Source organism: Pedococcus sp. P2_D9, assembly GCF_056404275.1.
In genome coordinates, this window is the sequence record NZ_JBFUEI010000010.1 from 24,592 (window position 1) to 44,694 (window position 20,103).

The window sequence follows — 20,103 nt, forward strand, 5'->3', positions numbered from 1 at the left end:
GCAGTGTCTCCGCCATTGATCCGCCGGCGCGGTAGTGCGACTGTCACGGCCATCCGAACTGAGATTTCCTCAGCGCGTTCATCGCGCGCCCAACGGTCAGGCGGGGAGGACCAGGTTTCGGTGTCGGGTTACCAACGCTGACCACAGCGCCAGAAGCAGTCCGACCAGGGTCAGTCCCAGCATCGGGGCGAGGGTGACTGCGGCCGCCGGCGCATTGGGCACATGAGTGAAGGGCGACAGGTCCAGCAGCCACGGCGGCAGCCCCAAGGAGACGCCGAACATGGGTCCCGCGACGATAGAAAGCACCACGAGCGCCCACGCGAGACTCGATGACCACCGCGGGGCCACCGCGGTGGCGAGCACGGCCGTGGCGCCGAGGACCGTGATGGCGGGAAGCTCTACGGCGGCAGCGCCGAGAAGGTCGCCCAGCAAAGGACGGGTGCCGCCGAGCACGCTGCCGCCGGTGATGCTCATGGCCACAGCGAATCCGCCCATCAGGATCGTGGCCCCGGCCAGCGCGTTCACGGCGTGGGCGCCCAGCCATCTAAGGCGTGAGACCGCGGTCGCAAGCACCGCCTCCAGGGTGCCCTGCGCCTCGTCGTGGTGGAGGCGAAGCATGAGCGTCACCACGTACATCCAGACAGCTGTACCCGCAATCTGCATCATCGAGGCCCAGTAGGCACCCATCAGGTCAACGTCGCCGCCAAATCCCTTGTACCACTCCGTTGCCGCACCCTTGAGGCCCCTGATCTGCTCGCTCAGAGCACCGAAGATGAGGCCGAAGCTCACCATGCCCAGGACCCAGGCGAGCAACACTCCCCGCTGCAGGCGCCAGATGAGGCCAAACGGACTCAGCAGAACCTGGCTGGCGGAGGCTGCACCGCGGCGCTCGGGCCACATCCCGCGGCCCACGTCACGTCGGGCTGCCAGAGCGGCCGCGGCGACGAACAGGCCGGCCACCGCGAGGGCGGCCAAGCCCAAAGGCCACCACAAGTTGTCGGCGAACGGACGCATCTGCTGACCCCAACCGATGGGCGACAACCACGCCGGCCAGCCGCTGGTGACCCGAAGGGCGTCCGAGTCGACGATTCCGGTCATGTTGCCCAGCGCGGCGAGCACGAACGAGGCGCCGACTCCCGCGCTGGCCAGCCCGATCGCGCCGCGGCTGGTCGACACCAGCTGTGAGGTCACCGCGGCGATGCCTGTGAAGAACACGCCCACCAAGGCGATGGACGCGCCGCCCACCAGTGACCCGGCGGCGGGTTGTCCGGCGAGCACCAGACCTAGCGCCAGCATGATGGCCAACACAACGTTCGCGGCGAGCGTGACGACCGTGGCCGCTGTCATGGACGCGTACCGGCCCACCACACCGGCGCCCAAGATCTCCTCACGCCCCAGTTCCTCGGACTGGCGCGTGTGTCGCACCACCGCGAGCACGCTCATTACGGCGGCCAGTACAGCCAAGGTCAGCGCGTCGCGGTGGAGAGCGTAGCCGCCGACGCTGGGGCCGGTCACCAGCCCGAGGACCCGCATGCCCGGGTTCTCCACGACGATGCGGGTGTCCAGCTCCAGCAGCCCGGGGTGCTTGGCGTAGTTGCTGTCGAATAGGGCTGTGGTGGCATTGGTGAATGCCGCCATCCCGAGGACCCAGGCGGAAAGGGTGATCCGATCGCGCCGCAGGGCAAGGCGGACCAGTCGCACGGTGCCGGTGAAACCACTCATCGAGTCGTCACCGCCCCCGCGGGAGCCTCCTCGTCGACCGGCGCGCTGAGGGGTTCTCCGTAGTGCCGCAGGAACAGCTCCTCGAGAGTCGGTGGGGAGGTCACCATCGTGCGCACCTCGAGCTCGACCAGATGGGCCAGGACCTGGTTCAACTCACCGGGGTCGACGCTGAACTCGGCGTGCCCATCGTGCTGGCGGGCATCGTGCACGCCCGGCCAGGACTCCACGGACTGCAACGGGTTGACGGTGTCGACCACCACCGATGTGCGGGTGAGGTGACGCAGCTCCTCGAATGTGCCGCTCTCGGCTGCCCGCCCCGCCCGGATGATCGTGACGCGATCACAGAGCGCCTCCACCTCGGACAGGATGTGGCTGGACAGGAGAATACTCCGACCCCCAGCGCGCAACTCCTGGACGACGTCCTGGAACACCGCCTCCATCAGCGGGTCCAGCCCCGAGGTGGGCTCATCGAGCAGGTAGAGCTCAACATCGGAGGAGAACGCCGCCACCAGGGCGACCTTCTGCCGGTTCCCTTTTGAGTAGGAACGGATCGTCTTCGTCGGGTCGAGCTGGAACTTTTGGAGCAGCTCCTCTCGGCGCGCTGCGTCCAAGCCGCCCCGCAGGTCGCCAAGCAGGTCAATCACTTCCCCGCCGGTGAGATTGGGCCACAGATTCACTTCCCCGGGCACGTACGCGAGGCGCCGGTGCAACGCCACCGCATCACGCCACGGGTCGCCACCGAGCAGGGTTACCTGCCCCTCGTCCGCACGCAACAATCCCAGGAGAACGCGAATCGTCGTGGTCTTTCCGGCGCCGTTGGGTCCCAGGAAGCCATGGACCTCGCCGGCCTGCACGTGAAGGTCAAGTCCATCCAGGGCCCGGGTGCTGCGCCCGAAGTCCTTTACCAGTCCGGAAACTGCTATGGCAGTAGCCATCGGAACCATCTCCTTCCAGTCCCACCCGCAGTCCATGCCAAATGGGCCCTGTCTGGAAGGGTCGAAGGTCCCGAGCCCGACCTGGCCCTTCGCAGCACCCCCTGGCGAGCAGGTTACCGACGCGTCTTACGGGCTCGCTTCTGTTGTCCACCGGCCGCTTTCGAGGGAGCTGGCGGTTGGCTCTTCCCCGCCGTGAGGGTGCGGGGTATCGGGCGAGGTGGGCAGTTGCTACTAGCCGAGCTGGCCGCCGATCACCTTGACCACACCCGGGTCCGATGGCTGCCGGCGGTCAGCCCCGCGACCGAGGGCACGATTGTCTGTGTCGTCAGGATGGAGGCTGGGTAGTGCCGGTCGGCTCGTGTTCGAGGTGCTGCTTCAGGCTCTGCCAGATGCGCCGTTCCTGGCGTCGACCGAGCCAGGTGATCAGGGGACTGAGCAGCCGCAAGGCACCTTTCGGGCGGACCTGTCCGGCCCAGCTCATGCGGGTCCCGCCAGCGACCGGCTCGAACTTGAGCCTGTAGTCGATATCGGCCTGCTTCATCGTCGTGGTGCTTGCCAGCAGCCTCGGCCGGTCGTATTCGGTGATCTTGATCAGCATCTCCGCTGTGCGTCCGGCGGACCGCACCGCGGATTGGAACCTGCTACCCGTGCCGACCGGGGCAGTGCCGACCTTCTGAGCGCGGATCATCCCGGCGTTGTACAGCGGCTCGTTCGACTGGTCCGCCACGAAGTCGAACACCACCTCCAGCGGGCGGCAGATCGTGACCTCACCCTTGATACCAGCCATATGTCACCTCCCCAACCCTCGGCCACCCGCGCCAGGTTCGTCGACCCGCACCGCCCGCACATCCCGGAGCAGCAAGACGAACCCGATGACGTAGAACGCCAGGATCACCGGCTCCAACGGGTCGAACGACACCGCATCCGGAACGCCGGCCGTGACCTGCAGTGGCATGCCGAACATGTAGCTGATCTGCTCGGGGATGCCCGACAACAGCGCCACGAACGCCAGCAGGTAACCCCACCCGGTCCGACGCCACAGCAGCACGGCGCCAGCCGCGTACAGCGGAACCTGCACCGCCAGGTCCAGTACCAGCGCGAGGTGGATGATCGCGGGCGTCTCCACGAGGGCACTGCCAGCGGGCACGGTCCCGTTGGCCGCGTTGGCGACCGCCGCCGAGACCCACATGCCGCCGAGGGAGAGTGCAAGAATGCCCAGGGCCGCGGCCACCGGCCGAACGCGCCTAACCCTGCCGAGCCGTTCGCGCACCGCGTCGATGTCAAGGCCGGCCAGCGTGAGCACCAGGGCGGTCAGGCTCGCCGAGAAGACGACCACGTGGAGCAGGAACACGTCGTTGAATCCGGTGCCGAAGACGTAGAAGGCGTAGCTGTAGACCAGGTCGGCCAACAGCCCTGCCGTCACCAACCGGCCCTGCAAGGACCCCCGGCGCGTGTAGGCAGCAGCGACGCAGAGTCCTGGAACAACGATGAAGGCCGTCACCACGTCGTCACCCCGAAGGATTTCGGCCGTGGAACGAGCACCGATGTACACCCCGTCGACCACAAGCCCTACCACCGCCGCCGTCAAGGCGAGGGCAGCGGTCGCCCAGACAAACCCAGCCAATCCGTTGTGGATCGAGGTTACTCGCACCGATCGCCTCAGACCCTGGGGCTGGAAACCGCTGACCGTGACCATCGTGGCCACCTCCCTCCACGGGGCGGCCAACCGCTCGGAGAGGACAAGACCGCCGTCTTTGGTCCCCACGCTAGGAACCCCCGGCCACGCGGATCAGGGCCAGAAGTCCCCACTTTGAGAACCACGCCGCGAATTCGTGCTAATGGCCCTGCTACCTTGACAAGCACCAAGGAATGCCTCGGCCGCTCCACCCACAGTGGGCTCGGCAACAGACTCTTTCCGCCGCACTGGGCGGCAAATGTCCACTAGCAAAGCCGATGAGCGTGCGTCCCAGATGTGAGTCTGGGCCGGCTCAGGGCAACAATCGGGCGCATCGACCACCCGCTACGGCGGGGTCACGCGTGGCAAGGGGGCTGCCCGTGCTGGTGGCCGAGCACATCGCTCCCACCCTGCGACGGGCGATCTCCACTGCGGTGGGCGACGTACCGCATCACCAGCACGACCACCGCCGTGGTGAGCAAACCGGCCAGCAGCACCTTCATCGCGTGATAACCCGTCTATGTTCGGCTGAAGGTCTTCTTCGGTGGCCCAGCCGAACAACACCTCGCGGTGACCAACCCCAACAACGACTTCACACCTTCCATCGTCATCCGTCGGCGTCCAACTGAGCACGTGCCACTCCCCAAAGTCCGCCAACGTCCACCCAAATCGGCGGTCGTTGTCACTCATTTAGTCACTCACCGGCTGGGCGAGGAGGACGCGGTTTGGATCCACCAACGAACATGACACTTGGCCGCTGACGACACGGCGGACTGCACCGACCAAAGGGGTTGAACCCCGGCCTGAATACATGGATTCTCGAACTGGCGACGATACCGCTCGGCAGCCCGCCCAAACGAGGCGGCTATCACGCCTCCACCGGCCTCCGCGGTCACCTACTCGGGCTGAAACGTCCCCCCTCAAGGTGATGGAAGTTGTCGCCCGTTGCTGCGGCGGCATGGCGGTAGGTGTCAGTCGCGGGTGGCTGGCCTGACCGCGCGGCCGCTGATCTTGCGCGGCTCGATTTCAATGAACAGGTTGCGAGCTCCGTCGGCCCACGGCACCGGTCCGGTCTCCCAGGCCGATGTGAGCAGGTGGTCGTGTGTCATCGCCTCAGCGAATCCGAGTACGAGAACGCTCCAGCCGGATTTGTTCTGCTCATCAATTGCGTCGATCTCGAAGGCGACACTGGTTCGCCGGACGAGCCCGGCCATAGGGCCGTAGGGGGACGTACGGAAGATCACTCTCCCGCTCAGGTATTGATAGGTCACCGGCAAGATCTGCGGGCCCTCGCCAGCCGTGAAACCGACCCGGCCGGCGGTGTGTTGCGCCAAAAGCTCCTTGCACTCGGTCTCCGACAGCTCAGCGAAATTGCCGGCGTGGGGTTTCTCGTCCTGTGGTGAGGTCATGACCAGACTCCATTCATTGCATCGGGGCGGTGAACTTCCCCGTGGTGGCCGGCTTCACCGCCCCGCCGATTTCGGGTCGCGCGCCGCGTTGGTCGCATGACTGGAGTCCTGCAGAGTCCGGAAGGTGGGCTAGTCCGTCCGGCGTTCGGCCCTGGGAGATTTCGACTCTACGCCGAGCTTGCCGGACCCGCCTTCGCCTGCCCTTTCCATGCCCGAAGGCCTTCTGGAGCGTTGGCATCGTAAGGGAGGGCAGCTGCGAAGACGACCTCGCTAGGCAATTCTCACCACAGCAGCCGGTTGGTTGACCCCGACTTGGTGAGCCGACGCGTGTTGTGTGCGCTCCGCCATAGCGTCCCCACCTGACGGGTCACGAATCGGGAAGCTCATCGTGGTGGCATGGCGCCCTCGGAACGCTGAGTTACCGTCTCCCACCAGTTCACCCTCGCGGCGAGCCCTCAACCCCGGGGCAATTCGCGGACGAAGGTCTCATCGTTGGCGCAGCACTGCTCGCTGTCGGGCCAGAGTCTCCGCATCGATCTCCCCGCGCGCGTACCGCAGCTCAAGCTCTTCTTCCGCTGCCGTGCGAAGTGCCGCATCCTGCGCGGGAGGTGTGCGATCGCCTTGACCCCTAGAGGGATACAGAGCGTTGATGCCCACCACGAGACCGACCACCAGCAGAATGGTCAGAACCGCCATGATGACGATCAACATCAGGCCCGTTTCCCCGTCCGCCCAGTCCATCATCAGGCTCACCTCACCAGGTTGTTGTTCAAGGATGTCAGGTTTGCATGCAGTCGTTCCCGTGGGCTGTGCCAAAGGTCCCGCCACATCCAAGGGCTGTCAGCCCCGCACGATCATGACTGGACAGGACGCCTCGTGGATGACTGCGTGGCTGACCGAACCCAGGAGCAGCCCCGCGAACCCGCCATGCCCGCGGGTGCCAACGACGATGAGCCCTGCGTGCGCACCTAGCGGGCTCAGAACGTGCCCCGCGCTGCCGTAAAGGACTTCCGTCTCGATGGGCAGGTTTGCGAAGGTCGCTTGAGCTCGGCGAGCAGCAAGCCGAACCATGTCCTCCGCGTGCGCGCGCACTGCCTTCGTGTGCTCGGTTCCGGCCTGTTCGCTCTCGACGTAGGCCTGAGCATCCGGGGAGAAGTAGCCGTGCGCCACGTGCACGATGTGCAGGGCAGCGTCAGAGATCGCTGCCATCTCGGCCGCGAGGTCCAGGGCATCCTCCGACGCCCGCGACTCGTCAACGCCCACGACGACGGGATGGTCGCGACCCGGCTGGACTGGCCGTTCGGTGCCCACCACCACGGCTGGACACGATGCGTGGGCGGTGACGGCGTAGGCGACCGAGCCCAGCAGCCCGGCCGCGAGTGGGCCTCGTCCACGACTGCCGGTCACCACGATGTCGGCATCCTTGGATGCGTGGACGAGCTCGGCGGCTGGAGAGCCGATCGCGAACAGACCGGCGACCTGCGAAGGTTGCGTCATCAGCTTCCGAGCACGAGCGACCCCATTGGCCAGCAGCTCTCGGCCGGCCTCGCCCAGACTGTCCGGGAGTCGAGCCAGGTCGTATGCCGGCTCGATGGGTGCCGCTGCAAGGTCGACGGTGTGCATCACGGTGAGGGTCGTGCCCCACCGGTTTGCTGTGGCGGCAGCCCATTCCAGGGCTGCAATGGAGCCGGGAGAGTCGTCGTACCCGACGACAATTCCCTTGGCCAGGCGGTGCTTTGACTGGTCGACCATGACGTTCCTCCTGAGCTGATGGGCTGGCGGGCTCGCGGGACTACCGACCTGCCATGACCCTGGTGAGAGCATCCGGCGGCTCGGCGGCCTGGGCGAGGGCCGAAAGTCCCTGCTCAACGGACGTTCCGAGATTCGGCGTATCGGACTGCTACGACTGGTGCCCTTTGCGTCCGCGATGCGCACGCACTCGTCAGATGTGATCAGCTCGAAACGGGGACGGTGCTGTACATCGGCAACAAGAGCAGTGACCTTCGCCCCTCTCCCCCAGTCGACGAACTATCAAGAATCAAGGCATGGGCGATGAATCTCTCCGGTCATACGTAGATCTGTTCTGGCTTCCGCTCGGCGCGGGAGGGCACTTCGTGCGCTGGAATGGCCGCCTCTACGAGTGGTGGTCAGCGTGGCGCGATAACCGCGCCTCAGCGGACCTGTACCACTGTGGCCTGATGGTCTGCTTTGACGGCACCAAGTACGCGGTCGAGATGGGTCCGGTATGGAACGTCAGTGACCCTGAGCGTGGTGTCATCGTCGAAGGGCCAGTTGGGTCGAGGTCGCTCGGTCGCTTCCGCGCATTTCGCTACGAGGTGCGGTGCTGGCCCGGGGGTTACATCCCGGACATCGCCGAAGCAGTCGATAGTCCAGTGCGCACGACCCAAGACCCGATACGAGTCGCAGCCGTGCTCGAGGTGCTCGGCGATGTGCCGGCGTTGACCTGGGGCAGAGATGAACTGGGCGCAGGTGAAATGTGGAACTCCAACTCGGCGGTGGCCTGGGTGCTGGCCAAGACGCGCCATGACATGGAAGGCATCAGGCCGCCTTCACGCGGCCGGGCGCCGGGTTGGAACGCAGGTCTCGTGGTCGCGGCCCGACAGGCCTGATCCGTGATGTGGGAACGGTGATTGGCCCTGACATGGCCTTGGCCGATGTCTGGGCGACCGCCGCCTGGGTGGACCCGGACGAAGCCACCCGGCATACCGCCTGCTGCGGCACCGATGAACTCGACGCGGGCCCGTCCGCGTCACCGGGCCAGGTAGCCCCCGTCGATCGGGTAGTAGGTCCCGGTCGCGAACGAGGCTCCGTCACTCGCAAGCCACGCCACCAGCTCAGCGACCTCCTCCGGCTCCCCCAGCCGCTGGAGGGCGTGTTGACCGGCCAGCCCGGCTAGGGCCTCCTCGGTGAGGTGGGTCGTCACGAGCGGCGTGCGAATGAAGCCGGGACCGACCGCATTGACGCGGATCCCGTCGGCAGCGTGCTCCCAGGCAGCGACCTGGGTCATCCCCACGACACCGTGCTTGGCGGCGGTGTACGCGACGGCGGTCGGGAACCCCACCACGCCCAGGATCGACGCCATGTTGATGATGGACCCACCACGACCGGAGGACTTCATTGCCCGAATCGCCGCCCGCTGGGTGTAGAAGACCCCGTCGAGGTTGACCCGGATGACCTCGTGCCACGCCTCATCGGTGTAGTCCCCACTGGCCAAGGCTTCACCACCGATCCCCGCGTTGCACACCGCGACGCTGACGTGGCCCAGCGTGTCCAGGACCTCATCCATCGCCGCGTCGACAGCGCCGGAGTCACCGACGTCGACCACCGCACCATGAGACCGGTAGTCATAGTCCTCCAGCTCCTTGAGAACCGTGTCGATCGCGTCCTGGTCCCGGTCCCAGATGCAGACGTCGGCACCCGAGCGCGCCATCACGTGCGCGCAAGCACGCCCGATCCCGGACGCACCGCCGGTGATGACCGCAACCTTGCCGCCCAAGCCGTAGTTGTTCATGCTCAATCACCCTTCCTGTCGATGACTCAAGCCTGCGCGCCTCCTGGCCGCTGTCAAAGGGTCCTTGGTCCTGTCCGCGAGTCACGCGCCTTCGACGGGCGCGCATTCCGTTCCGACACGTACGGCCTTGCCCCACCGCCCGGGTCTTCGCGCTCGTCCGTGGCGCTTGCACGGACTGGCGTCGGCTCGGGAGCTAGCCCCCGGATCCTCACGCTGCGACGCGCCAAGAGCGCGGCGGAAGACGGGTCAAAGGTCCCTTATCTGGCAGCCGAGGGGCCCGCAACATGGGTCGCATGAGCGCTCCACTCCTCCTGCCATTCGCCCTTGGCGACGCATCCATGGTCGACCTGTTGGGTGGCAAGGGTGCCAACCTCGCAGAGATGACCCGGCTGGGACTGCCCGTACCTCCGGGTTTCACGATCACGACGCAGGCATGTCGTGAGTTCCTGAAGAACGGCGCTGTCCCCGATGAGCTCCCCGGACTCGTGACCGCGGCAGTCAGGCGGCTCGAGGCGCAGTCCGGGAGGTCCTTCGGCTCCGTGTCCGACCCCCTCCTCGTGTCGGTCCGGTCAGGTGGCAAGTTCTCCATGCCGGGAATGATGGAGACCGTCCTCAATGTCGGAATCACCGACCTGACGCTGCCCGGCCTGGCCGCCCGCGGCGGCTGGCACTTCGGGTGGGACTGCTACCGGCGGCTCGTCCAGATGTACGGCCACACGGTTCTCGGGGTCGACGCCGGGACCTTTGACGGGCTGCTCGCCGCCGCCAGGTCGCGTTACGACGTCATGGACGATGCACATCTGCCGGCCGAGGCCCTCGAGATCCTGGTCTCGGACTTTCGGGATGTGCTGGTGAGCGAGACGGGCCGCGACCTCCCCCAGGACCCGCACGAGCAGCTCGACGGCGCCATCACGGCGGTCTTCCGGTCGTGGAACGGCGACCGTGCGAAGACATACCGCGCTCACGAGGGCATTCCGGACTCGCTCGGCACGGCGGTCAACGTTGTCGCGATGGTGTTCGGCAACACCGGCAACCACTCGGGCAGTGGCGTCTGCTTCACCCGAAACCCAGCGACCGGAGCTGCCGTCGCGTACGGGGACTACCTGCCGGACGCACAGGGCGAAGACGTGGTCAGCGGCAGCCGCACGACCATGCCGCTGACTGAGCTTGCTGCCCGGGAGCCGGGCCTGCACGGTGAGCTCCTCAAGCACCTGTCCACCCTCGAGCACCACTATCGCGACCTGTGCGACGTCGAGTTCACCGTCGAGGCCGGCAAGCTGTGGTTGCTCCAGACCCGAGTGGGAAAGCGCAGTCCCGCAGCGGCCTTCCAAATCGCCGCCGACCTGGCAGCCGAAGGGCTCATCACGCTCGACGAGGCCCTGTGGCGAGTTGACGGGCACCAGCTCGAGTCCCTGCTCCACCCACGTTTCGACACTGTCGCGGGCGGCGAGGTACTCGCTACGGGGCTCCCGGCCAGCCCAGGCGCCGGCGTGGGTCCCGTGGTGTTCGACTCCGCCGAGGCGGTGGCCTCCCACTCCCGCGGAGAAACCCCGGTCCTCGTCCGTGTGGAGACGTCTCCGGACGACCTGGCGGGGATCATCGCCGCCGAGGCGGTCGTGACCGCGCGAGGTGGGCTCACGTCCCATGCTGCGGTTGTGGCGCGAGGCCTGGGCAGGACCTGCGTGACCTCCGTCGCAGGGCTTCTGGTCGATCCGGTTGCACGACGCGCAACCACCTCGGAGGGTGTCGTGCTCCGCGAGGGGGACGTCGTCTCGGTCGACGGGACCAGCGGACTGATCTACCGCGGGGCACTCGAGGTGCGCCCCAGCCCGGTTGCGCGCGCGCTCGAAGCCGGAACCACCGACGAGCCCGACGCCCTCGTCCAGGCGGTGACGACCATTCTCGGCCACGCCGACGCGCGGCGGACGCTCCACGTCCGCGCCAATGCTGAGACCGAAGCCGACGCGCTCCTCGCACGACGGCTCGGAGCAGAGGGGATTGGGCTGTGTCGCACCGAGCACATGCTGCTCGGGCCGCGGCGTGAGCTGGTCGAACGCGTCATCGGCGGAGACAGCCGCGACGAGGCCCTGATCGAGATCGAGGAGCTGGCGGTTCGCGAGTTCACCGGCCTTCTGCGTGCCATGGACGGCTTCCCCGTGGTGGTGCGGCTTCTCGACCCACCGCTGCATGAGTTCCTGCCTGATGTCGTCGAGCTCACGACCGAGGCCGCTCTTCGCCAGGAGCGGCACGAGACCGACCAGCGCCAGGACGCTCGGTTGGCAACCGCGCGAAGGTGGCACGAGACCAACCCGATGCTCGGGCTGCGCGGCGTCCGCCTGCTTACCGTTGTCCCCGAGCTCGTCGTGGCTCACGTACGGGCGGTGGCCGAAGCGACCCGCCAGCTCCGCGCCGAAGGCCTGGACCCTCACCCCGAGGTCATGGTGCCGCTCGTTGCCGTAGAGACCGAGCTAGCACTCGCCATGAGCCACATCGAGGAGGCCCTGCGGGACGCCGGGTCAACATGGCCCGTTCCGGTGGGGACGATGATCGAGTTACCCAGGGCCGCCCTCATCGCCGACACGCTTGCACAGCGGGCGGAGTTCTTCTCCTTCGGCACAAACGACCTGACGCAGACCACCTGGGGCATCTCCCGCGACGACGCCGAGGCCAGCTTCCTGGCGGCATACCGGGACCAGGGGCTGCTCGCCACCGACCCCTTCACGACCTTCGACCAAGCCGGAGTCGGACAGCTCGTCCAGACCGCGGTGCGGCTTGGTCGGGAAACCAGACCCGACCTCGGGCTGGGGGTCTGCGGGGAGCACGCAGGTGACCCGGCGTCCATCCACTTCTTCGCAGCCATCGGTCTCGACTACGTGTCGTGCTCACCTCCACGCGTGCCGGTCGCCCGTCTGGAGGCGGGACGCGCGGCACTCCGTCGCCAGGCGCCGGACGACGTAGGCACCCGATGAGTCGCACACGAGTCAGGAGAACACCATGACCTCCACCCTCTCGTTCCTCGGCGCGGCCGGAACCGTTACCGGCAGCAAGTTCCTAGTTGAAGAACAAGGCTCACGCCTGATGGTGGACTGCGGTCTCTACCAAGGGGAGCGACGCTGGCGCAGGCTCAACTGGGACGACCTACCGGTGCCCGCCGACACCCTTGACGATGTGCTGGTGACGCACGCACACCTCGACCACTGCGGCTATCTCCCGGCGCTGGTACGGCAGGGCTACTCCGGGCCCGCGTGGGCCACGGCCGGGACCGCCCGACTCGCTGACATCGTGCTTCGTGACAGTGCTCGTCTGCAGGAAGAGGACGCTCTCCACGCAGCGGGTGGCGGCTGGTCCCGGCATGACCCGCCACTCCCCCTCTACAGCGTCGCTGATGCCGAGCGGGCCATCGCGCGATTCGAGATCCGGCCCTACGACGAGCCCTTCGCTCTCTCGGCTGGCGGCTCGGTGACCTTCGGTCGTGCGGGCCACATCCTGGGCTCCTCCACGGCACTCGTCGAGCTCGGCGAGAGCAGCATCCTGTTCTCCGGCGACCTCGGGCGCCCATCGCACCCGCTGCTTCGTCCGCGCGCCGCTCCACCCGCAGCGCGGACGGTCGTCATCGAGTCCACCTACGGCAACCGGACCCACCCACGTGGCGACGGGTCGCACCCCGTGCTCGCCGCCGCCATCCGTCGCACCATCGGCCGAGGAGGCTCTGTCGTCATCCCGGCATTTGCAGTCGACCGGACCGAGCTCGTCCTGCTCGCGCTGGCCAGGCTGGTCACCGCCGGGTCCATTCCCGATGTGCCCGTGTACGTCGACAGTCCGATGGCCCTGCGCGCACTCGACGTCTACAGCCAGCCCGAGTCTGCCGGCGAACTCGCGGGCGCCGGACTCGGCGAGCTCTCGGTACTGCATGGACTGCGCGCGGCGCGGAGCGCCGACGAGTCCAAGGCGCTCAACAATCCGGGGAGACCTTGCATCATCGTGTCCGCCTCGGGAATGGCCACCGGAGGCCGCGTGGTCCACCACCTGCGCAACCTCCTCCCCCACCCCCGAAACTCAGTGATCCTGACGGGGTACCAGGCCGTCGGCACGCGGGGCCGTGACCTGCTGGAGGGTGCGGGCCAGGTCAAGATCATGGGGCAGTACGTGCGAGTGCGCGCCGAGGTCGTCGCGGACGACGAGTTCTCCGTCCACGCCGACGCCGACGAGCTCCTCGGGTGGTTGCAGCAGATGCCGACACCTCCGCAGACCGTGTACCTGGTCCACGGAGAACCGGACGCCAGTGCGGCGCTCGCCACCCGGGTGCGGGAGGCACTCGACTGTGCCGTGGTCACGCCCCGCCTGGGTGAACGTGTCCTCGCCGACTAGCGAGACGGGCGCTCACGCTGGGGGACGCACTGCCAAGCCGCCACGGGATGTTCGGCGACGAGGAGGCGATCAACGAGGAAGCGCGGTATGCCGGCCGGTCACCGACCGGCATACCGCGCTTGGGCGTGGTGCCTGCCGAGGCTGGCCGGAGGAGGGTGGGCCCGAGTCGCGGAGTCCCTCATGCGGAGGGACGAAGGCACGTCCTGGCCACGGCGTCCAGCGCGTCGTTGACGGTGCCGAACACCGGTACGGAGCCGTGGTGCCGAGACCCGCGCCGGCCGACCGCCACGATGGCGGGGGTGGGCTCACCCGTCGACGACACGCCCGGCAGCCCACCAAGGAGCCGCAACAGAGCGCGCTGACGCCGTGCCGGACTGGAACTGTGGTCGACCACCACGGCGTCAACGCCGGGGTCGTCCAGCAGGGTCTCCAGGACCTCCCGAACACGGTCCGGGGTCGTGTCCACGGGCAGCGAGACCACTGGGCCGCGGGTGGTGGCCCACGGACTGAGGAAGTGGATCCGCATTTCGGTGTGCTGCGTCAGGTCAGGACCGGTGAGGGCTCGCCGGGCGAGCTGGCGGCTTGCTCCGTCCTGGGCCGGCCGCGGACTGCTGCTGACGACAGCGACCCGGCGACCCAGCGGCCGATGCTCCAACACGAGCAGCATGGCCAGGTCGACGAGATCCTCGAGCGAGGTCGCACGGATGGGCTCAGCGGCGTTGTCCGTGAACGCCCCCTGCTCGCCGCTCACGTTGACGGCGAAGAGGACGACGGGTTTGACTGCCTTGTGGACTCTCGCCAGCTCGTGGACGAGACCAGCAGGGGCTGAGCCACCGAGGCTGACCAGGATGACCTCTGTCCGTGAATCTCGGGCAAACCAGGCGACCATGTCGCCCACGCCGAGGTCGGTCGCCCGGCCGACGTCGACGATCGCCGAGACGCCCAGACCTCCTGCCGCGAGGAGGGCACGCAGGGAGTGCAGGCAGCTCGAATCGTCGGTGACAACCGCCACGGTGCCCGCAGCCACCCGGGTTCGCTCGTCTCCGACGTGCAGCCGGATGAGCGGGTTCGTGTTGACCAGGGCCTTCGACCCCGGCCCGAGCACGCGCGCGCCCGCATCAAGGATGCGTTCCAGCATGCTTACGTCTAGGACGTCCCGTCCACGGCGTGTTCCCAATCGGTCAGGGCCGGATCCAACAAGGGCGATCGCACGGACACCCGCCTGCGCGCAGGCCAGTGCCGCAGGGGCGGCATCCCTCACTCGTTCCGGGATCAGTGCGAGGTCTGCGCCGACCGGTACCTCGTATCCCCCATCCACCCGCTCGATCGTCGCGACGGGTATCTCGGGCCGTCGAGCCAGTGCGACGCCTCGGACACGGGTGCCAGACGGTGGGGCCAGCATCGCCACGCCGCTCGGCTCCAGAAGCAGCCCGACCGCCGCGGCCCGTGCTTCTTCAGCCCTCGCCTCATGGGCGGACGCGTAGGCCGGGTTCTCTGCAATGGTAAGAGTCACGTTCGCGATGCCATTGTCGAAAACCGAGTGGTAGGACAACCCGAGGTGCCGGAGGACGTCGAACATCTGAGTGTTCGCGCCCAGCACCGTGCCCACCATCGTCCGGACGCCACGTTGGCGAGCCTTCGTCACGAGAGCCTCAACGAGCACCGTTCCGATGCCGTGTCCCTGGTCTTCGTCGTCGACGGCCACGGCAAATTCGACGGTGCCGTCAGCCAGCGGATGGGTCGAACCCACCCCGATGATGCACGCCCCCGATTCGACCACCAGCGCATCCATCGTGCGCAGGGCGTCTGTCAGTTCGTGGGCGTACCACTGTCCCGGCTTGTTCGAGATCGACAGGAAGCGCTGGCGGGCGGACCGCGTCGACAGGTGGTGGAGCAGTTCCCCGATCGCCACAACGTCCGACGACATGACCTCACGGACCGTGAGGACCCGTCCCCCACGATCGAGAACCTGCTCCATGGACACCACCCTGTCCCGGGGGGTCCCCGGCAGGGAAGGGACCAATGTCCCTTCACGCCTGCGGCCGGCGCTGGCTCACGAGCTCTGGAGAACAGCGACGCCGGTCACACGGCCGCCGGCCAGGTCGTCCAGGGCTCGGTCGGCGTGGACGAAGGGGTAGCTGGTCACCTGTGCGGACAGGGCAAGGGCACCGGCGAGTCGGAGCAGCTCGGCGCCGTCCGCGCGGGTGTTGGCGGTCACCGAGGTCAGGTGCTTCTCGTAGAACAGGTGCCGCTGGTAGTTCAGGGTGGGAATGTCGCTGAGGTGGATCCCGGCGAGGACGAGGGTGCCACCCCGCTCGAGAGCCTCCAGCCCGACCGGCACGAGCTCGCCAGCGGGGGCGAAGAGGATCGCCGCGTCGAGTGGCACTGGCGGCGCGCCGTCCGCCGGGCCCGCGGACGCGACACCGAGTTCCAGGGCGAGGCGCCGTGCGCCCTCGCCCCGCGTCAGGACGTGCACCTCCGCTCCCTGGTGCATCGCGATCTGGGCCGTGATGTGGGCGCTCGCTCCGAACCCGTAGATTCCGAGGCGCCCGCCGGGCCGCAGCTTGGTTCGGCGAAGAGCCCGGAACCCGATGATTCCAGCGCACAACAGGGGTGCCGCCTGCAGCGCTTCCATCCCGTGAGGGATGCGATAGGCGTATGCCGCCGGGACAGTGGCGTACGCCGCATACCCGCCATCGGCATCCCAGCCCGTGAAGGTGCACCGGTCGCACAGGTTCTCGGCTCCGCTGCGGCACCACTGGCACTGGCCGCAGGTCCCTCGCAGCCAGGCGATCCCGGCGCGGTCGCCGACCCGGAACTCGTGCACACTCGCTCCGACGGCGACCACCGACCCCACGACCTCATGACCTGGCACCACGCGTTCCCGGTGGACCGGCAGGTCACCGTCGGCCACGTGCAGGTCTGTTCGGCACACCCCACAGGCCTCGACCTCGACCAGCAGGTCTCCGAGGCCGGGTACCGGGACGGCCCGCTCTGTCTGCCGGATCCGGCTCAGCCCTCCCGCCTCGCCGGTGACCTCCCAGGCCGGCATCCTGTTGCGGCCGACGACTTCAGAGGGACGGGCGGGAATCCTGTCGGTCATGTGATCCTCCTCCGTGCCACGTGCGTATCCAGTGATCGGCTCCACTCTTGCCCTACGCAGCAGGGTCGGTCAGGGACTTGGTCCCGGTTTCGTCGCCCCATCGATGGCGCCGTGGCCCTGACACGGGACTTTCGGCCCGATCGCAAGGCCCGGAGTGCGACGAGCCTTGGGGGACCAACCACCTGCTGGAGGACACCATGAGAGCCAAGCCCGGAGACCGCATCATCCTTGCCGCACCTGTCATCGACGGCCCGCTCCGCGACGGTGAGGTGCTCGAGACACGTGGAGACGACGGCGCACCCCCGTACCTCATCCGGTGGAGCGACGGCCACGAGGGACTGTTGTACCCGGGACCCGGTTCGGTCCTGCGGATCACGCCACATGCCGTGGAAGGCGCGGTCGAGCCCAAGCTGAAGGAGCCCGAGCCGCACCCGACCGGCGCACACCCGAGACTGCGTGACTGGGAGGTTCGCGTGTCGATCTTCGGCTCGGACGACGATGCGGAGGCCACCGTGGTGCTGCTCTCCGACTCCCCTTCGCACCTGACCGCTCATGGGCACAGTCACCGGAGCAGCAGCGACCGGGTGGTCCCCGAGATCGGTGACGAGGTCGCGGTGGCGCGGGCCCTGCGGCGGCTTGCCGACCAGCTGCTCGAGACCGCGGCCGACGACATCGAAGGACTCACTGGCGAGCACGACGTGAGCCTGCGGGCCCGCTGACTGCGGCTGACCTGATGCAATCCTCCCCCTCGCCATCGAGGACGGGCAGCGTTCGTGGCTCAGACGGTGTACCCGTCGCGACCGGACTGACCGCCGCCGAGGCCGCCGCCCGGCTCGCCCGCCACGGACCGAACATCCTTCCCGAAGCCCCGGTTCCCGGGCTGGTTCGCCGCGTGCTCCGGAGCCTGCGGGATCCACTGGTCATCGTGCTGCTGATCGCGTTGGCACTGACGCTCTTGACCAGGGATCTCAGCGATGCCGCAGTGATCGCCCTCGTGGTGGTGGTGAACTCTGCCATCGGGGTTCGGCAGGAGGTTCAGGCGGACCGAGCCGTTCGCGCCTTGTCGGCCATGGTGGCCACTCACGCGTGGGTGGTGCGCTCGGGGAGTCCCGCAAAGGTTCCTGTCGCGGAGGTGGTGCCCGGCGACCTGCTCCGACTCCGACAGGGCGAGCTGGTGCCCGCGGATGCTGTGCTCGTCGAGGGTTCGGGCCTGCAGGTCGACGAGTCGACGCTGACCGGCGAGTCGCTGCCGGTGGACAAGCAGCCGGGCTGTGACCCCGGCCCGGCCCTCGATCGACCGGAATCCCCTCGGGAACGGCTCGCCGGTGGGCAAGAGACCGACTCGAGCCTCCTGTCCGGAACGGTCGTCGTCCATGGTCGCGGCGTTGCCCGCGTGACGACCACCGGTGCCACCAGCTCGGTCGGCCGCATCGCGGGCCTCATGAGGGGTGCCCCACCGGCCACCCCCCTACAGCTCCGCATGGCCAGGCTCTCCGCCCAGCTCGCCGTCGCGGCTGTGGTGCTGAGTTGTCTGGTCCTGGTCCTCGGTCTGCTGCGCGGCGAGCCCCTGGAGCAGATGGTGCTGACAACCATCGCCCTCGTCGTCGCTGCCGTGCCCGAGTCGCTGCCCCTGGTGGTCACTGTGAGTCTGGCGATGGCCGCCCGACGAATGGCAACGCGACACGCCGTGGTACGCCACCTGTCCGCCGTCGAGACCCTTGGCTCGGTGACGCTGCTGGCCACGGACAAGACGGGGACACTCACCCGCGGGAGCATGACGGTCCACGACAGGTGGCAGCCAGCCGGCCTGGGCTCTGACCTCCTCGAGCGCGGCCTGGCGCTCTGCAGCGACGCCGCCCTCGACACGGATACCGGACACGCTCACGCCGACCCCACCGAGGAAGCTCTCCTGAGAGCGGCGACGATGTCCGCGACGGACACGCGCGAGCTGCGGTCGGCCTACCCACGCACGGCCGAGACTCCGTTCGACAGCGTCCGCAAACGGATGAGCACAACCCATCGGGCCCCGGACGGGACACTCGTCACGTGGCACAAGGGCGCTCCCGAGGCAATCCTCGTAGGCGACTGGCTGAAGGACGCCGATGCGGTGTTGGAGGAGGCGCGGGACAAGGCGGAGTCGTGGGCTCGTCGGGGCACACGCGTCATCGCCGTTGCGGTCGAAGATCAGAGCGCGGAGGGCACCCCCCTGTCCGGGCCGCACCTGGTGGGCCTGGTCGGACTCGAGGACCCTGTGCGGGACTCCTCGCGCGCGACCATCGCCGCGTGCCGTGACGCAGGCATCCGCGTCGTCCTCATCACCGGGGACCATCCGGCAACGGCCGACGCCATCGCGGGGCGGGTGGGCATCGGTGACGGCCATCCCGCGACGAGCCTCTCGAACGGCAATGCCACCGTGGGCGCGTGCGTCGCGGCAGAGGCCGCAGTCGTGGCGCGCGCCACGCCGGCCGACAAGCACGCCCTCGTCAGTGCCTTCCAAGCCGCCGGTCACGTGGTCGCGATGACCGGGGACGGGGTCAACGATGCTCCAGCACTGCGTCAGGCCGACATCGGGGTGGCGATGGGCATCCGAGGCTCCGAGGTCGCTCGCCAGGCGGCAGACCTCGTCCTGACTGACGACGAGCTCGGCACCGTGGTCGCCGCGGTGGAGGAAGGGCGAAGGGTCTATGCCAACATCCAGCGCTTCCTCACCTATGGTCTGGCGGGCGGCGGGTCGGAGGTCCTCCTCATGTTGCTGGGACCCCTGCTCGGCACCCCCTTACCGCTCCTTCCGGCACAGATCCTGTGGCTGAACCTGCTCACGCACACCTTCGCCGGCGCCGGTCTAGCCGCCCAGCCTGCCGACCCGGCGGCGCTTGGCCGAGGCCCACGACACCCTGGGAGCAGCCTGTTGTCCGGAGGCCTGGGGTGGCGGACGGTCCTCATCGCGGCGCTCCTCACGGCGGCGAGTCTGGTTGCCCTTGCCGTGAGTCCGTCGGGCTCCGGTCAGACAGCCGCCCTGCTGACCCTCGGGGGCGGCCAGCTGGGTGTCGCCTGGGGGCTCAGAACCAGGCGGGCAGATGCCGCCGGGGCCGGATGGTGGTCGGATCCCCTCCTGCCGCTGCTACTGCTGGCCGGCGCAATGCTGGTCTCCGCCACCCTCTTGCCTCCTGTTCGCCTCCTGCTCGACACGGTCGCGGTCGGCACTCAGACGTGGGTCCTTGTGGGCACCTCGGGCGTCTTGGCCTGCGTCGTCACCCGTCTGCTCCGGGCGCAGGCACCGTGAAGCCGCCCTCCGGCGCGCGGGACCAAATGCCCTGTGCCCCGTGCGGGGACGGCGCGACGGTGGGTACACGTCCTCA

16 protein-coding genes are annotated in these 20,103 nt (G+C 68.1%); 5 read left to right on the plus strand and 11 right to left on the minus strand.

Annotated elements, in window-relative coordinates; translation table 11 throughout:
* Positions 1-96: 96 nt before the first annotated feature.
* The 8 genes from AC1DXJ_RS14855 to AC1DXJ_RS14890 all read right to left on the minus strand — a co-directional run bounded on the left by AC1DXJ_RS14855 (position 97) and on the right by AC1DXJ_RS14890 (position 7,493).
* Positions 97-1,722 (minus strand): ABC transporter permease, encoded by a 1,626-nt coding sequence (locus AC1DXJ_RS14855; protein ID WP_477637367.1) that lies wholly within the window; start codon positions 1,720-1,722, stop codon positions 97-99.
* Entirely contained in the window at positions 1,719-2,657 is a 939-nt protein-coding gene (locus AC1DXJ_RS14860) for an ABC transporter ATP-binding protein (protein ID WP_477637368.1), read from the minus strand. The genes AC1DXJ_RS14855 and AC1DXJ_RS14860 overlap by 4 nt, the downstream gene beginning before the upstream one ends.
* Positions 2,658-2,982: 325 nt before the next feature.
* Positions 2,983-3,444, minus strand: a complete 462-nt coding sequence (locus tag AC1DXJ_RS14865; RefSeq protein WP_477637369.1) for an SRPBCC family protein — start codon at positions 3,442-3,444, stop codon at positions 2,983-2,985.
* 3 nt (positions 3,445-3,447) lie between these two features.
* A complete protein-coding gene (locus tag AC1DXJ_RS14870) occupies positions 3,448-4,422 on the minus strand; it encodes a hypothetical protein (RefSeq protein WP_477637370.1) in 975 nt (324 codons plus the stop codon).
* Positions 4,423-4,688: 266 nt separating this feature from the next.
* Entirely contained in the window at positions 4,689-4,835 is a 147-nt protein-coding gene (locus AC1DXJ_RS14875) for a hypothetical protein (RefSeq protein ID WP_477637371.1), read from the minus strand.
* A gap of 468 nt (positions 4,836-5,303) precedes the next feature.
* Positions 5,304-5,741, minus strand: coding sequence for a pyridoxamine 5'-phosphate oxidase family protein (locus AC1DXJ_RS14880; protein WP_477637372.1), 438 nt, complete (start codon positions 5,739-5,741; stop codon positions 5,304-5,306).
* Positions 5,742-6,227: 486 nt separating this feature from the next.
* Positions 6,228-6,494 carry an SHOCT domain-containing protein gene (locus AC1DXJ_RS14885; RefSeq protein WP_477637373.1) on the minus strand — a complete coding sequence of 89 codons (267 nt, stop codon included), beginning with the start codon at positions 6,492-6,494 and terminating at the stop codon, positions 6,228-6,230.
* Between the two features lie 87 nt (positions 6,495-6,581).
* Positions 6,582-7,493, minus strand: a complete 912-nt coding sequence (locus tag AC1DXJ_RS14890) for a universal stress protein (RefSeq protein ID WP_477637374.1) — start codon at positions 7,491-7,493, stop codon at positions 6,582-6,584.
* Between the two features lie 677 nt (positions 7,494-8,170).
* Between AC1DXJ_RS14890 and AC1DXJ_RS14895 the strand changes: the two genes are divergently transcribed.
* On the plus strand, positions 8,171-8,371 hold the full coding sequence (locus AC1DXJ_RS14895; RefSeq protein ID WP_477637375.1) for a hypothetical protein: 201 nt from the start codon (positions 8,171-8,173) through the stop codon (positions 8,369-8,371).
* A gap of 140 nt (positions 8,372-8,511) precedes the next feature.
* Here the strand turns inward: AC1DXJ_RS14895 and AC1DXJ_RS14900 are convergent, their stop codons facing one another.
* Complete coding sequence (locus tag AC1DXJ_RS14900; protein ID WP_477637376.1) at positions 8,512-9,273, minus strand: SDR family NAD(P)-dependent oxidoreductase; 762 nt, start codon at positions 9,271-9,273, stop codon at positions 8,512-8,514.
* 293 nt (positions 9,274-9,566) lie between these two features.
* Here AC1DXJ_RS14900 and ppdK point away from each other — a divergent pair, with 293 nt between their 5' ends.
* Positions 9,567-12,242: a pyruvate, phosphate dikinase gene (gene ppdK, locus AC1DXJ_RS14905; RefSeq protein ID WP_477623699.1), complete on the plus strand. Its 2,676-nt coding sequence runs from the start codon at positions 9,567-9,569 to the stop codon at positions 12,240-12,242.
* Between the two features lie 25 nt (positions 12,243-12,267).
* Positions 12,268-13,641: an MBL fold metallo-hydrolase RNA specificity domain-containing protein gene (locus AC1DXJ_RS14910; protein ID WP_477623698.1), complete on the plus strand. Its 1,374-nt coding sequence runs from the start codon at positions 12,268-12,270 to the stop codon at positions 13,639-13,641.
* 178 nt (positions 13,642-13,819) lie between these two features.
* On the opposite strand, the gene AC1DXJ_RS14915 is transcribed toward AC1DXJ_RS14910, so the two are convergent.
* A complete protein-coding gene (locus AC1DXJ_RS14915; RefSeq protein WP_477637377.1) occupies positions 13,820-15,619 on the minus strand; it encodes a GNAT family N-acetyltransferase in 1,800 nt (599 codons plus the stop codon).
* A gap of 75 nt (positions 15,620-15,694) precedes the next feature.
* Complete coding sequence (locus AC1DXJ_RS14920) at positions 15,695-16,744, minus strand: zinc-binding alcohol dehydrogenase family protein (protein WP_477637378.1); 1,050 nt, start codon at positions 16,742-16,744, stop codon at positions 15,695-15,697.
* A 197-nt stretch (positions 16,745-16,941) separates the two neighbouring features.
* Between AC1DXJ_RS14920 and AC1DXJ_RS14925 the strand changes: the two genes are divergently transcribed.
* Entirely contained in the window at positions 16,942-17,463 is a 522-nt protein-coding gene (locus AC1DXJ_RS14925; protein ID WP_477637379.1) for a dsRBD fold-containing protein, read from the plus strand.
* 14 nt (positions 17,464-17,477) lie between these two features.
* The gene (locus tag AC1DXJ_RS14930) at positions 17,478-20,027 is read left to right on the plus strand and encodes a cation-translocating P-type ATPase (protein ID WP_477637380.1); all 2,550 of its coding nucleotides are present in this window, start codon (positions 17,478-17,480) and stop codon (positions 20,025-20,027) included.
* Positions 20,028-20,103 lie beyond the last annotated feature (76 nt).